The 14196-nt window shown below is 39.3% G+C and carries 12 protein-coding genes, 2 tRNA genes and 1 rRNA gene; 9 read left to right on the plus strand and 6 right to left on the minus strand.

Features of this window, described 5'->3' with window-relative positions; all coding sequences use genetic code 11:
- Positions 1-62 precede the first annotated feature (62 nt).
- Together FC32_RS05200 and rrf are read left to right on the plus strand one after the other, a co-directional pair.
- Positions 63-134: transfer RNA gene (locus tag FC32_RS05200), tRNA-Gly, on the plus strand.
- Positions 135-137: 3 nt separating this feature from the next.
- Positions 138-254: ribosomal RNA gene (gene rrf / locus FC32_RS05205) — 5S ribosomal RNA — on the plus strand.
- A 137-nt stretch (positions 255-391) separates the two neighbouring features.
- On the opposite strand, the gene FC32_RS05210 is transcribed toward rrf, so the two are convergent.
- The 3 genes from FC32_RS05210 to helD form a co-directional block, all read right to left on the minus strand.
- Positions 392-967 carry an RNA polymerase sigma factor gene (locus FC32_RS05210; RefSeq protein WP_025086448.1) on the minus strand — a complete coding sequence of 192 codons (576 nt, stop codon included), beginning with the start codon at positions 965-967 and terminating at the stop codon, positions 392-394.
- Between the two features lie 114 nt (positions 968-1081).
- Positions 1082-1154, minus strand: a tRNA-Thr gene (locus FC32_RS05215).
- A gap of 55 nt (positions 1155-1209) precedes the next feature.
- Positions 1210-3492, minus strand: coding sequence for an RNA polymerase recycling motor HelD (gene helD, locus FC32_RS05220; RefSeq protein ID WP_235722420.1), 2283 nt, complete (start codon positions 3490-3492; stop codon positions 1210-1212).
- 390 nt (positions 3493-3882) lie between these two features.
- Here helD and FC32_RS05225 point away from each other — a divergent pair, with 390 nt between their 5' ends.
- From FC32_RS05225 to FC32_RS05235, 3 genes are read left to right on the plus strand one after another with little or no spacing between them, the layout of a single operon-like run.
- Entirely contained in the window at positions 3883-4929 is a 1047-nt protein-coding gene (locus FC32_RS05225; protein ID WP_025086450.1) for an efflux RND transporter periplasmic adaptor subunit, read from the plus strand.
- Positions 4922-5617, plus strand: a complete 696-nt coding sequence (locus tag FC32_RS05230; protein ID WP_025086451.1) for an ABC transporter ATP-binding protein — start codon at positions 4922-4924, stop codon at positions 5615-5617. The genes FC32_RS05225 and FC32_RS05230 overlap by 8 nt, the downstream gene beginning before the upstream one ends.
- Before the next feature lies 1 nt (position 5618).
- Positions 5619-6827, plus strand: coding sequence for an ABC transporter permease (locus FC32_RS05235; protein WP_025086452.1), 1209 nt, complete (start codon positions 5619-5621; stop codon positions 6825-6827).
- A gap of 41 nt (positions 6828-6868) precedes the next feature.
- On the opposite strand, the gene msrA is transcribed toward FC32_RS05235, so the two are convergent.
- Together msrA and FC32_RS05245 are read right to left on the minus strand one after the other, a co-directional pair.
- Positions 6869-7390, minus strand: a complete 522-nt coding sequence (gene msrA / locus FC32_RS05240) for a peptide-methionine (S)-S-oxide reductase MsrA (protein WP_035459496.1) — start codon at positions 7388-7390, stop codon at positions 6869-6871.
- A 65-nt stretch (positions 7391-7455) separates the two neighbouring features.
- Complete coding sequence (locus tag FC32_RS05245) at positions 7456-8505, minus strand: cation diffusion facilitator family transporter (RefSeq protein ID WP_025086454.1); 1050 nt, start codon at positions 8503-8505, stop codon at positions 7456-7458.
- A gap of 354 nt (positions 8506-8859) precedes the next feature.
- On the opposite strand from FC32_RS05245, the gene trpS reads away from it, so the two are divergent.
- Both trpS and FC32_RS05255 read left to right on the plus strand, forming a co-directional pair.
- Complete coding sequence (trpS, locus tag FC32_RS05250) at positions 8860-9876, plus strand: tryptophan--tRNA ligase (RefSeq protein WP_025086455.1); 1017 nt, start codon at positions 8860-8862, stop codon at positions 9874-9876.
- Positions 9877-9962: 86 nt separating this feature from the next.
- Positions 9963-10892 carry a Ppx/GppA phosphatase family protein gene (locus tag FC32_RS05255; RefSeq protein WP_025086456.1) on the plus strand — a complete coding sequence of 310 codons (930 nt, stop codon included), beginning with the start codon at positions 9963-9965 and terminating at the stop codon, positions 10890-10892.
- Positions 10893-10960: 68 nt separating this feature from the next.
- On the opposite strand, the gene FC32_RS05260 is transcribed toward FC32_RS05255, so the two are convergent.
- The gene (locus tag FC32_RS05260) at positions 10961-11752 is read right to left on the minus strand and encodes a substrate-binding periplasmic protein (RefSeq protein WP_056957305.1); all 792 of its coding nucleotides are present in this window, start codon (positions 11750-11752) and stop codon (positions 10961-10963) included.
- Positions 11753-11954: 202 nt separating this feature from the next.
- Between FC32_RS05260 and FC32_RS05265 the strand changes: the two genes are divergently transcribed.
- Together FC32_RS05265 and FC32_RS05270 are read left to right on the plus strand one after the other, a co-directional pair.
- Positions 11955-13217 carry a hydroxymethylglutaryl-CoA reductase, degradative gene (locus FC32_RS05265; protein WP_056957306.1) on the plus strand — a complete coding sequence of 421 codons (1263 nt, stop codon included), beginning with the start codon at positions 11955-11957 and terminating at the stop codon, positions 13215-13217.
- Positions 13217-14173, plus strand: a complete 957-nt coding sequence (locus FC32_RS05270) for a hypothetical protein (protein ID WP_025086457.1) — start codon at positions 13217-13219, stop codon at positions 14171-14173. The genes FC32_RS05265 and FC32_RS05270 overlap by 1 nt, the downstream gene beginning before the upstream one ends.
- Positions 14174-14196 lie beyond the last annotated feature (23 nt).

A 14196-nucleotide genomic window follows, 5' to 3' on the forward strand; every position in this document is an offset into this window, starting at 1 on the left:
TCACGCCAAGAGTAGTTAGGGGATCGCCCCTTGCGAGGGTAGGAAGTTGCCACGCGGTTTGTGCGGAAGTAGTTCAGTGGTAGAACACCACCTTGCCATGGTGGGGGTCGCGGGTTCGAATCCCGTCTTCCGCTTAGTGTAGTGATGATGGCACAAAGGTCACACCTGTTCCCATTTCGAACACAGAAGTTAAGCTTTGTAGCGCCGATAGTAGTTAGGGGATCGCCCCTTGCGAGGGTAGGACATTGCTATGCAAGTAAAGCAGCCATAGAGATATGGTTGCTTTTTTTGTATCTTGATATTTACTTATACCACCAAAAATATTAATAACGATAAAATAAAAATGAGTTTGAAACTGAAACATTATTTTCAAACTCATTTTTATTTGTATTTATTGCTGGCACCAAGCAGTTATTTTTTGATGGCAACGTGCTAAAGCATTATATGTTTGAGAACGACTTAAATGTAATTGCTGTGCAACTTCATCGGTATTATGACAATTAATTTTTGCACAAAACACTTGATATTCTAGTGGCGAAAGAATTTGGGGAAGATGCTCATACAATAAATGTAATTGAACTAATTCGTAGGGGTCTTTAGTTTTACTCGAAAAAGTATCACCGTTTACCTCAAGAAGCCCTTCAAGGGAGGTGAGATGCTTTTGGACTTCTCTTTTTTGGGCATTTTCCTGCCGAACCAATGTCCGACAATGGTTTATTAAACTGAGCTTAAAAAAAGCTCCATAAGTAGTCGCTGTTTTCTTGGGGTCAAACGAGCAAGCTGTCTGATAACAAACAAGGCTAGCTTCTTGAAACAAATCATCGGTATCATGTGAAGTAAGGTTAAATTTTTTAATAACAGTAATGATCATTGGGCGATATTTTTGAAAAATAATTTGAAAAGCAAGACTATTAGGTTCTTTTTGTAAATAGCCTAAAAGATCAGTAAGTGAATCATTATATTTCATATTAGCACCTCTTTATGGATGATAGGACTAATATAACAAAGGCCAAAAAACATTTATTATGAAATCTGAGCATAAAATAAAAAAGCCCGTAAACTTAATTACGGACTCATAATAAGCCACTTACCGGACTTGAACCGGTGACCCCCACCTTACCATGGTGGTGCTCTACCTGCTGAGCTAAAATGGCATCACTCAATACATAAAATAGTATATATGATTGAGTATTGTTTTGCAAGCAAAATTTACTTTAATGTAAGCCTTTTTTCTAGTTGATAAGAAGTATTAGGAATTTGGGCTAAAAGCGGTGATGGAGCGCCAATTGTGATCAAGGAAAGTTCATGCATTGCGCGTGAACAGATCGTATATAAAACACCTAATTGATCGAGTGGATAATTTTTAGCTGAAATATCATAAGCAACTACGGCATCAAATTCCAACCCTTTAGCAAGATAAATTGGCAAAATAACGACGCCCTTAGGAATCAAGCGATCTTCATTGCCTAATAAATTAGTCTCAAATTCACGGTGAAGTTGTTCAAAGAGCTGTTGAGCTTGTTCTTTGTTTTGAGTGACCAATGCAACGGTATCATTAGTTTTTAGCAAACTTGTTAGCTCTTGTTTTAAACTTAACAAGCCTTCTGTGTTTGTTTCAGTCATGATAACTTTAGGTAATTTTCCAGCTCGTGTAAATGAGTGGATCGTCTCACCGTCAGGCAAAAGAGCCTTCATAAAATCGGTGATCTGTGAAGTTGAACGATAACTTGTATTCAAAGATACGACCCGACTTGATTTAGGTTTAAGTTCAGTTTCTAAAGTTGTCAGCAACTTTTGCGGTGTTTGTAACGGATTGAAAAGGGCTTGTTCACTATCGCCTAATAAGGTGAGTTTGGCATTAGGAAAGATATATTTTAGATATATCAATTGTGGTAGGGTATAGTCCTGCATTTCGTCAATGAAGAGATGGGCGATTCCTTGGTTTTGCCCACTACCTGTCAGTAGGTCACGCAAATAAAGCAAGGGAGTACAATCTTCTAGGGCAATACGATGATATTCTAAGTTATTGCTGAAACTGGCATTTCCGGTAGGTAAAACTTGTTGTAAAAAGTGCTCATATTGCGCATAGATATCGAGAAAATAATTATTGTAAAGTGCATCATAGATTACTTCAAATTTTTTGGTAACGATTTTGCGCGCTAAAAAGTCAGTCTCATCATCGATTGCTTGGAAACGCCCACGTTGCTTATTGCCTAGTAGTTGATAATATTGGGCATCAGTCAAATTATCGACTTGTGCTAAAACATAGTCTTTTTTGGCTTCTGATTTGATTCGTTTGTTTAAACGTTTGATCAAGATATTTTTTGTTTCGTGGAAACGTTGTGCCGGTTTCATTAGTTGCGGCAAGTCTTGATAAATTGCGGTGATTTCTTCTTTACTAAAGAAAATATGTCCACCATCTAAGGTGATATCTGCAAAGCAAATTTCTGTAGGCTTTAATTGTTTTAGATAATCTTCAATCTGTGCCATGAAATGAGCACTTTCTTTTTGAGCGCGGATCTTTTTTTGGAGCGAAGTTAAGTCTTTTGCTTTTTCGTAGCGGTCAAAAAGTGTCTCAACTTTTAAGCCTTGGAAGCGTTGTGCTAAAAATTCAGCCAATGTAACTTGGCGCATGTTGCGTTCACCTAAACTAGGTAAAACTTCTGAGATATAGTGACTAAAGAGCAGATTAGGTGAAAATAACACGATTTGATCGGCGGAAAGCTTGTCACGACTATGGTATAGCAAGAAAGCGATTCGTTGCAAAATTGCCGAAGTTTTACCTGAGCCGGCGACTCCTTGCACCAATAAAAGATCATGTTTTGTATCACGAATGATATCATTTTGTTCTTGTTGGATCGTTGCAACGATATTGCGCATGTATTCATCGCTATGTTCACCTAAAACTTGTTGTAGCATTTCATCACCAACTGTTTCGTTAGTATCAAACATATTGATGATCTTTCCGCCAGAGATCGTAAATTGACGCTTCTTTTCCAAAGTAGTTTCAAGCTCACCCATTGGAGTTTCATAAGTTACCTTACCTAAAGTACCGTTGTAATAAATCGATGAGATCGGTGCGCGCCAATCATAGATCAAGAAATTTTGCGAATCATCGACTAATGAAGCCGTACCAATATAGAGCGTTTCAGGCTCATCTTCGCCAGGATCTAAGATGTCGATCCGTCCAAAATAAGGTGAATCTTTTAGCTGTTTTAATGTCTCGACTTGTTGAGCTAAGATTTTTTCATTTTCCAAGTTTTTGGCAACTAATTGCTTTTGTTGTTGCACTTCAGCGTTTGTTTCCATTTGATCATCAACTTCAAAGGTGTTGATTTTGGCATTTTGCCCATAGTTTTTTTCAACCAGTGAAGTTTCGAGTTGCGCTTTTTGATATTCTTGTTCGTTTAAAATGAGCTGATGATCAATTTCTTTTTCTACGAAATCGACCTGTCTTTGTTCCAATTCTCGAGCTTTATCCAAGAAAATCATCCTTTCAAATTAAGCGTGCAAAAAGCTTCTAAATAATAGTCTAACACTAAAATTCAGAAGCTCTAACAGTATCGTTAAATTCTAACTTAGTTTTACTTTCCTGTCAAAATAAATTTGCTGATAACTCAACCAGTTTTGCCGTAAAAAATAAAGATCATGCCAAGTAGCATTAAACTTTAGAAATATGGTTAAGGTGTTTAACTAGTTTTCTTTTATTATTATTTTTAACAATATTAGTTGACTACCAATATTATACACTATATAATATTGGTGAAAATTAAATACAGTGCAAGCAATAAAGGACAAGAAAACGTTTGAATTTTAATTGTGTCCCATATTGGCACTCTGTTATACTACAAGATATAAAGGGGTTTCAAAAAGGAGGAAAATATGAAAAAAATAAGCTTCAAATGGTGGCAAATATTGATCGGTCTGATCGTACTTGTAATGTTGGGTGATTTAGGCTATAGCATGTTAAAGCCTAAAGCAGAAAAAACAGCCACAACTTATACGACAGTTAAGGTAAAATCAGCCGAACCACTTACTTATTCGGGGACGGTTCAAGCTGTGCGGACGCAAGTTTTAGTACCTAATACTGGAAAAGCGCAAAGTGTGACGGTTCAAAATGGCGATCATGTTGAACAAGGACAAGCAGTGATGACGACTTATAGCCAAGACTACGAAGAACAAGTAGCCGATGCAAGATCTGCTCTATCTAAGGCGCAACGGCAAGTGACTCAACAGCAACAAGCACTCACACAAGCACAAAATCAATTACAGAAATTAACTTCTACAGATGAAGGGTATAGTGAAGCCCAAGAGCAAGTGACAACAGCAAAAAATCAATTAGAAGATGCAAAAGCTGACGTGACTGATGCGCAAAATAAATTAAATACGTTAAATTCCAAGGTAAATGGGAGTGTCACCGCACCATTTGCGGGGACAGTAACGGTTGAATACGACAAAACAGGGCAACCTAGCGTAACGCTTGTTTCTGATGAACTGCAAGCAAGTACTACTGTTTCCGAATATGATTACAACAAAGTTTCACTTGAACAACAAATTAAGGTCACAAGTTTAGCGACTAAAAAGAAACAAGAAACACAAATCAACTATCGTGCGACCACACCAGCGGAAAATAGCAAAGCAAATGAGGCTAAATATACAGTGACGGCTCCATTGAATGCGGGTGATTTTATGGTTGGGCAAACGTTAAATATTTCGATCCCACAAGAAGGCTTACAAGTTCCAGCTACTAGTGTAAAGAATGGTTATGTTTACATTGTAGTAAATAAAAAAGCTCAAAAAGTTGCGGTCACTGGTCAAACTTCAAATGGTAGTTACATTGTGACAGACGGACTTTCCAGTGGTCAAAGAGTGATCGTTGATCCGGATGGTGAGTTAAAAGATGGGAAACGAGTTGAGACCAATGATTGAGTTAAAAAATATCAATAAATCCTATATCCAAGGTCCAAATAGCTATCATATTTTGCATGATATCAATTTAAAGATCGAACAAGGTGAATTTTTAGCGATCATGGGCCAATCTGGTTCTGGTAAATCAACGTTGATCAACATCATCGGCTTTTTAGATGACCAGTTTGAAGGCACTTATTACTATTATGATCATCCGATCCATGAATACACGCGAGCGCAATTTTCGAGCTTACGTAACCGCAACGTTGGCTTTGTTTTCCAAAATTTTAAACTGATCCAAAATGTTTCGATTGCGGAAAATGTTGCTTTACCACTGCTTTATGCCGGTGAAAAGCGGGCAGTCATTAAAGAACGGGTCGCGCAAGTTTTAGAGGCAGTCGGTCTAAAAGGTTATGAGACACAATTACCGAAAAACTTGTCTGGGGGACAACAACAACGGGTCTCGATCGCCCGCGCAATCGTGACGCGTCCGAAGTTTTTGATCGCTGATGAACCTACTGGAGCCTTAGATAGTGAAACATCAAAAGAGATCATGGCCTTGTTTAAACGCTTAAACAAAGAAAACAATACGACGATCATTATTGTTACCCATGATCCAAACGTTGGGGCACAAGCAGATCGCTTAGTGCATATTTTAGACGGACGTTTGACCGAAGATCAGACGCACCGTCAAAGTAAGGGGGGGTAAAATGAAATCTTTAGAATTGTTGAAAACGGCGTGGCAGTCATTACGGGTTAATCCGCGAAGAAGTTTTTTGACGATGATCGGGATCATCATTGGGATCGCCGCCGTTATTACGATCATTGCACTGGGAAATGGTGTAAAATCTAAGATGGTCGCTACTTTTAAGACAACTGATAGTGGACAACAAACGACAGAAATTGATTTTGTCTCTGATAATGGTAAGACGTTTGGATTTGACAAACAAGATCTGATCGCGATCGAGCAAAACTTTGCCGGTAAGGTCGTTAGTGCCAAATTTAATAATCCGTCAACAGGAATCACAAGTGCGGTGCAAGTCGGAAATTCGGCTACTGAAATGCTCAATTTAGCAATCGTTAAAGAGCCACTCGCACAAAATCTGATCGTGGCGGGTAAAAACTTTACCACCCAGACTTTTACGGCAGCTAAACCACAAGCCTTGATCTCTAAAGCATTAGCTAAGCGACAATATAAAAATATTTCTATGGCGATTGGTAGCCCTTTGTTTATTGATAATGTCAATTATGTTGTTGTGGGGGTTTATGAAGCAAGTCAGCAAGCAGATGCTCAAGCTGAAGATCCAACGACAGGCGACGTGATCGTTCCTAAAGTTGTCTTTGCGGCGAATACTAATAGTAAAAGTCAAGGTAATGCGGTCAAATTAACGATCGCTAAGGGACAAAATGCCTCGAAGGTGACAAAAAAAGTTGTCAAATATTTAGAAAAAAATGGTAGCGCAAAGGATAAAGGAACTTATAACTATTTTGATATCGGTAGTGTCTTGCAACAAATTTCAAAATTTATGGATACCTTGACCCTTTTCATCAGCGCAATTGCCGGAATTTCCTTGTTTATTGCGGGAATCGGGGTCATGAATATGATGTATATCTCAGTTTCCGAGCGGACTCAAGAAATCGGAATCCGTTTAGCGATCGGGGCCACACCACGCAATATTTTAATGCAGTTCTTACTTGAGGCGATCATGCTAACGGTCAGCGGTGGGTTGATCGGTTTTGTATTGGGCTGGTTTTTAGCTAACGGAATTGCGGTCTTTATTCCAGGAAACATTAAAGCGGTCGTAACACTTAATTCCTTCTTATTAGCCTTTGGAGTTTCGACTGCGGTCGGGGTCATCTTTGGGATTTTACCGGCGCGCCAAGCAGCTAATAAGAACTTGATCGACATTTTACGCTAATAAAAAATCATCAAACTGATAAGCTCAGCTTGATGATTTTTTTATTGCCAGTGTTTTTGGATAAAAGCTTCTCGTCCACCAGCTTCTTCTAAGGCAAAACGCTTAGGATCTTTTTTATAAAAGTCTTGGTGATATTCTTCAGCGGGATAAAATGGTTGCGCATCTTCGATCTGAGTGACGATCGGTTTGTCAAAGCGGCCACTATTAGCCAGGGCAGTCCGTGATTTTTCCGCAATTTGACGTTGCTTTTCATCTTTAACAAAGATCACGGGGCGATAGCTCTCACCGCGGTCTTGGAATTGCCCCATGGCATCGGTCGGATCAGTTTGGTTCCAGTAGATCTCAACTAATTTTTCATAGCTTACGATCGTAGGATCAAATTCGATCAAAACGGCTTCGGTATGTCCAGTATTTTGTTGACAAACTTGTTCATAGGTCGGGTTGGGCACATGTCCACCGGTGTAACCTGAGATCACCTTGTGTATTCCAGGATAAGTATCAAACGGTTTGACCATGCACCAAAAACATCCGCCTGCAAAAATTGCAGTTTCCAGTTGTTTCATGAAGCAGCACCTCGATTCTTAATGTTAATTTATTTTAGCTTAACTTGTAGTGAAATTAAAGTAATTTATCTGCGGTGTTTCCGTCGGTTTCGAAGCAATCTTTTTTGCGTTGATGAGGTGATCGTTTTAGTATCCGGTAAAAATGAGACATCGGTGTCAATGACCCCAAATTTAACGCGCATGATACTTTCGATATGTTCGGCTAAGTTATAACTTTCAAGTACGTTCATATTCGCATCGACCACAATGACAACATCGACAGTCACTAAATTACCGTTATAGTGTGCTTTTAGTTCATCAACTGCCGTTACACCATGGATATTTTTGATCGTCTGGCGAAAATCGTCTTCAGCTTGAGGATCGAAGTAATCGGCTAAATTCAAGCTACTTTCAATAAAGATCCGTGCTCCCGAGTAGAGAATAAACAAACCGACTAAAATACTTGTCGCGCCATCAAGCCAAGTTATTTTAAAGATCCAAGCACCAGCGATCGAGATCAAAGTTCCTAAACTAGTAAAAGCATCACTTAGGCTATCTTGCGCTGAAGCAATCAAGGAAGCATTTTTTAGCTTACGGCCAGCGCGTTTGTTAAAGTACCAGACAAGTAACATGATCACACTTGCGATCCCCGCCCCGACTAAGGCGATCGGTTGGGGGATGACGCGTGTATCTGGGGATAATAACCCAGTGATCCCACTGATAATAACACTTAACGAAATTGCGATCATGACGATTCCGGTGACCAACGTAAAGATCGTTTCGTAACGAAAACGGGTAAATTGGACGCGTTGATCGTTACCAGTTTTGCGTAAATTATGCTTGGGAAGAGGAACAACGCCAGCAATATCGTCATCATCAATGTCGCGGGCAATATGAATTCCAATCATCAAAAGAGCCGTTGAGATGATCCCTGACAAATTATTAAAGGCATCGGCACGTAGAGTTTGGGAGTGACTCATTGACGCTAAGATCCATTCGATGATCGAAATGGCCAGGTAAGCAAAAACATTGAGCAATAAATGGCGCATGGCCGAATTTAATTTGGTCAACTCGTTTTGCTGGACTTTTTCCCAATCTTCATATTCTTTTTTCAAATGTTCGTTGACGTCTCGCATAGCATCACTTCCTTACGTAAAATCATAACTCCATTATATTACAGATATACTTACAAGATAATCATTGTGTTTTAAAAAGTGTCATTTGACAAGGAAAATATCCTTTACAGGCTTTTAAACTTCCACTACAATTAAAGTAACCTTCGTTGAACGGTAAAAAGTAGCAGATTCACCAACAGAGATGTATCAGAAGCTGAGAGATGCAAGAAAATGCGAATTGGATGCCTGGAGAAGCTAAATTGGATATTTAAGAGCGGCATTTTTGCAATTTAGGTGGCACCACGGTAACTCGTCCTAATATTTGATATTAGGGCGTTTTTTTGCGTAAATGCAGTAATAGAAAGGAAGCTAAACATGACAAAAGAAATTATTTTAACCGGCGATCGTCCCACCGGAAAATTACACATTGGACATTATATCGGCTCTTTAAAAAATCGAGTTGAGATGCAAAATTCGGGGAAATATGACACCTTCATTATGATTGCTGATCAACAAGCATTGACTGACAATGCGCGTGATCCAGAAAAAATCAAAAACTCGCTGATCGAAGTAGCCTTAGATTATTTAGCAGTTGGCTTAGATCCAGCTAAATCAACGATCTTTGTCCAATCGCAGATTCCAGCTTTAGCGGAATTAAATTTATATTACTTAAACTTAGTTACCGTTTCTCGTTTGGAAAGAAATCCAACTGTCAAAGCTGAAATTGCGCAAAAGAATTTCGAACGTTCGATCCCAGCTGGGTTCTTTACTTATCCGGTAAGTCAAGCGGCTGACATTACAGCCTTTAAAGCTAATTTAGTTCCTGTGGGGGATGATCAAGAACCAATGCTAGAACAAACGCGTGAGATCGTGCGGAGTTTTAACTCGATCTATGGCAAAGAAGTTTTAGTTGAACCACAAGGCGTTTTCCCACCTAAGGGCTCGGGACGTCTCCCAGGCTTAGACGGTAATGCTAAGATGAGTAAATCATTAGGAAATGCGATCTATTTAGCTGATGATGCTGATACTTTGAAGAAAAAAGTCATGTCAATGTATACCGATCCAAATCATATCCATATTGAAGATCCAGGACAAATTGAAGGTAATATGGTCTTTACTTACCTTGATATTTTTGATTCCGATAAGCAAAAAGTGGTGGAATTAAAAGAACACTATCAAACTGGTGGCTTAGGGGATGTTAAGATCAAACGTTACTTAAACGAAGTATTGGAAGCTAAATTAGGACCGATCCGCGAACGTCGGGCTGAATTTGCTAAGGATATTCCGGCAGTTTATGACATGTTAAAAGCAGGGAGTCAAAAGGCAAATGAAGTCGCAGAACAAACTTTAGCCGAAGTCCGCGCTGCCATCGGAGTTAACTATTTTGACTAACCTTAAAAGTAAACGAATTTGTGGTTAATATTTTGTGAGAGAAATGTGATAAAATATAGGTACTTTGATAAATTGGGGTGTTAAGATTGAAAAATTTAGTTATGTTGGATTTTGGTTCTAACTCGACCCGAATGTCGATCAATCAAATTACTGCAACAGGTGAGTTTGTTGAAATCAAACGTGCTAAAGAAATGACGCGCCTGGCTGAAGGAATGGGACAAGACAAGGGCGAAAAAGTTTTACAAGAACAAGCGATCAAGCGGACGCTAGCTGCAATCTTAAAATTTAAAAAGATGTATCGTGATCTGCCAAATTTAGAAGTGCGTGGGATTGCGACTGCAGCTGTACGTGAAGCTAAAAACAGTGCTGAATTTTTACAACAAGTAAAAGATGAAACCGGAATTGAAATCGAGGTCCTTTCGGGTAATGCTGAGGCTCATTATGATTACTTAGCCGTCAAAAATACACTAGATGTTGGGGATTGTGTTATTTGTGACATGGGGGGCGGTAGTTTTGAGTTGATCGTAGTCAAAAATGCGCGGGCGCAAAACTATATCAGTATTCCATATGGAGCCGTCAGTTTGACCGAAAAGTTTAACGCTGCCAAAACGATTACGGCGCAAGACATCTTTAGATTTTCGCGTTTCTTAAACTATAAATTTAGTCAATTGCCTTGGCTCTTAGAAGCTAAAGGGTTACCGTTAGTCTTATTAGGAGGAGCTAGTCGCACAGTTGCCAGACAAGAGCTGATCCGGCAAGGCAAGACTGATTTGACTAAGATCCACGGTGTTTCGATGTCAACGTATGCCTTTTTAGATGTGTATACCAATTGGTTAGGCCTAGACCTTGAACAGCGCAAAGCCGTCCTTGGTCCAGAAGGTGCGCGGGCAGATATTATCATTGGTGGTTTGACCCCGATCGCATTTTTAATTGAATATCTAAGTATTCACGAAGTTATTTTTTCTGAGAGTGGCGTTCGTGAAGGCGTATTGTATTCAATGCTCCAAAATAATTAAAAAACGATCTCCTAGGTAAATTAGGAGATCGTAAAGAAGGTGAATTCTACCAAGTAGAGTTTGCCTTTTTATTTTATTGTAAGATCTTGGCCAAAGTACTTTTGTGAAAGCGTGGTTAATTGACTCGAATCTTGGAGTTCAGTTAAGCTAGTCGTTAAAAGTTTTTGGACCTTAGGTTGTTTATAAGTGATCAAACTAAGTGATTGCGCTAAGATGCTAGGATCGTTGATCTTATGAAGTACCGCTGCTTTTTGATCTGAGGTTGCATCAGCAGCTGGTTTGATCAATTCAGGATGCTCTTTTAAGTAAGCCTGATAAGTATCTTCATTTAAAATCGCGGCGGAGATTTTTTTATTAGCTAAAGCATCCATGAGCTCAGCTGTAGTCGCAAAGCTTACCGGTTTAAGTCCTAATTGCTTTAAAAGAGCAGTTTGTTGACCCGTTTGGAGTAAACCGACTTTTTTGCCCGCTAATTTTTCAAGTGATTTAGCTTTAGCATCCGTTCGGGTAAAGAGCACATTTTTAGGATATAAGAAAGACTCAGTACTCTTAAATGCGGTTGAAAAATTGGCTTTATCCCCTAAAATAAAATCAACCTTGCCACTTTTTAGGGCAGTCGATAATTTTTCTGTCGATGAATATGCTTTAAAAGTGATTTTTTTATTAGACTCAGTTGCGAGCTTTTGGGCTAGCTCAACTGAGAAACCTTGCCATTTGCCATTTTTTTGGACACTGTAAGGTTGATCATTGGTCAAAATTCCCATGGTCAAAGTCGACTCAGCGTGGATCGTATGAAGCGGTAAATTAAGCAAAAAAAGCCCTAAAAAGGCGCTGAGTAAAAGTAATGGAAATTTTTTCATTTTTCCCCATCCCTTCAATTGTATCGTTGAATCTATTATACAATACGCTTGCTAAAAATGTGGCTTGGACGTGAGAATTTGTTTAGGAAAAAATCCGCTACGGTCGTTATGCTTAGGCGTTGCGACACTTGTAATTTAGGGCGATAATGCTTAAACTAAAAGGGTCTAACAGTCAACTGAAAAGAAAACTGAGGAATTTTATATGAACGGATTTAGTAAATATTATCAAAAAGATCGGCAAACACGGCTAAATATTTTAGTAGAGCAACAAAAATTATCTTCCGCTGAGGTTGAAAAACTCGCACAAGCAGAGTTAGATTTTGAACTAGGCGATACGATGATCGAAAACTATTTGACCCAGTATCAGCTCCCAGAGGGTTTAGCTTTAAATTATGTGATCGATGGCAAGGAGTATTTGATCCCAATGGTGACCGAAGAACCATCAGTAATCGCAGCTGCAAGTCATGGGGCGCAACTTGTCAAAAAAAGCGGTGGGTTTAAGGCACAGGTCAAAGAACGCTTGATGATCGGTCAGATCGTGTTAGAACAAGTCAGTGACGCTCCTACGTTAGCAAAAAAAATCAAACAACAACAAGATAAATTATTGACTTTAGCCAACGAAGCTCATCCTTCAATCGTTTCACGGGGTGGAGGAGCACGAGAGTTAAATGTGCGAATTTTAGCGCCTGATATGCTATCAGTCGATTTAGTGGTCGATGTTAAAGAAGCTATGGGCGCTAACATGTTAAATACGATGTTAGAAGCTTGTGCTAAATATCTCGAAGAAGAACTAGCAGTAGAAGTGTTACTCAGCATTCTTTCCAATTATGCAACTAGATGTTTAGTCAAGGTGACTTGCGAGCTTCCAGTAGAAAATTTAACTAAAGGCGAGATCTCAGGTGCAAAGATCGCCCAAAAAATCGCCAGTGCTAGCCGGTTAGCCCAGCTTGATCCTTACCGAGCAACAACACACAACAAGGGAATCATGAATGGGATCGATGCGGTTGTGATCGCTAGTGGCAATGATTGGCGCGCCGTTGAAGCAGGAGCACATGCCTATGCAGCGCGAGATGAGCAGTATCGGGGCTTGAGCACTTGGAAACTAAAAGGTGGAAAATTATGCGGTGAGCTCGAATTACCTTTGCCCTTAGCCACTGTTGGTGGTTCGGTTTCGATCGTACCTTTAGTTAAAATAAATCAGCGGTTATTAGAATTAGAAGATGCTAAAGAATTAGAAAAAATCGTAGCTGCTGTTGGTTTAGGACAAAACTTGGCAGCTTTGTATGCTTTAGTGACCGATGGGATCCAAAAAGGGCACATGAAATTACAATTAAAGAGTTTGGCAGTTTCTATTGGTGCCAAACCGCAAGAAGTTTCGCAAGTTGTGGAAAAAATATTAGCCAAAAAAGCACGTGATTCAGCAACTGCGCAACAAATTTTAGCAGAAATCAGAGGAAATAAGTAATGAACGAAATGAAACTATCACCAGCAACTGAAGCTTTGATCAAGCAAGTTGAAGAAAAATTTCCAGCCGGGGTCCAAATTGAAGTTAAACCTAATGACCCGGTGGGATATTTACGGCATGATCAAGCACAACACTATTTACATGGGGGAAAATTAAAAGTTGAAGTCTATGATACGACGGCAGCTGATTACACGATCGCCCATGAACTATTGCACTTTTTATTGATGTTTGAACAAACACCGCAAGTGGCGTTTAACTTAACTACTGGTGAAGTTGAGCGTGATCACAAATTTATGTTAGCTGGTGTCGATTTATATGACACTGTTTTGCACACTAAGGTATACGCTCGTCAGCGTGAGTTAGGTTTTGTGACGCCAGAACTAGAAGGTCTTTATTTAAAAGGGATCTTAGCGGTCTTAAAACCAGAACCTAAAGATAAACGAGATGAGTGGATGGTTTTACGGACGGTAACATTACTTGATGCTTTAGTCTTTTTTGCCGATAAACTTGAAATAGTGTTACCGAAATTGACCGAATTATATCCCGTCTCGCTTGCAGCAGCGCAAAAGTTATTTGCCGTGATGACTGAGAAAAAATTGGAGACAGCTTTTGAAATTCGGCGGGGAGTCGTTCGTTTATGGAAAGCATTTGATGAACAATTAGTGACTTGGCACTTGTTATCCATGCAATTAAACGACTTTATCACTTTGACTCCAGTTTTGAGTGCCCGCCAATTACGGTTAGAAACCAGCGTCTTATTTGAGTTTTATCACACTCCTTGGCAAGATAATTTGCATTTTAAATCAGCTTATATTGGACGTTTTAAAGTTGATGGACAAAATTCGTTTGTGTTACCTAATTTTGAAAAAGACCAAGCAGAAAAATTCAAAGAATTATACGCTTTACCGGTACGAGAGTTATTGGAACGCTTAGGCGTAGAATATTTAACACGCTAATTAGTTAGAAAAGAAGGCAAGAG

It is taken from the genome of Ligilactobacillus apodemi DSM 16634 = JCM 16172 (genome assembly GCF_001434405.1).
Lineage (GTDB): Bacteria > Bacillota > Bacilli > Lactobacillales > Lactobacillaceae > Ligilactobacillus > Ligilactobacillus apodemi.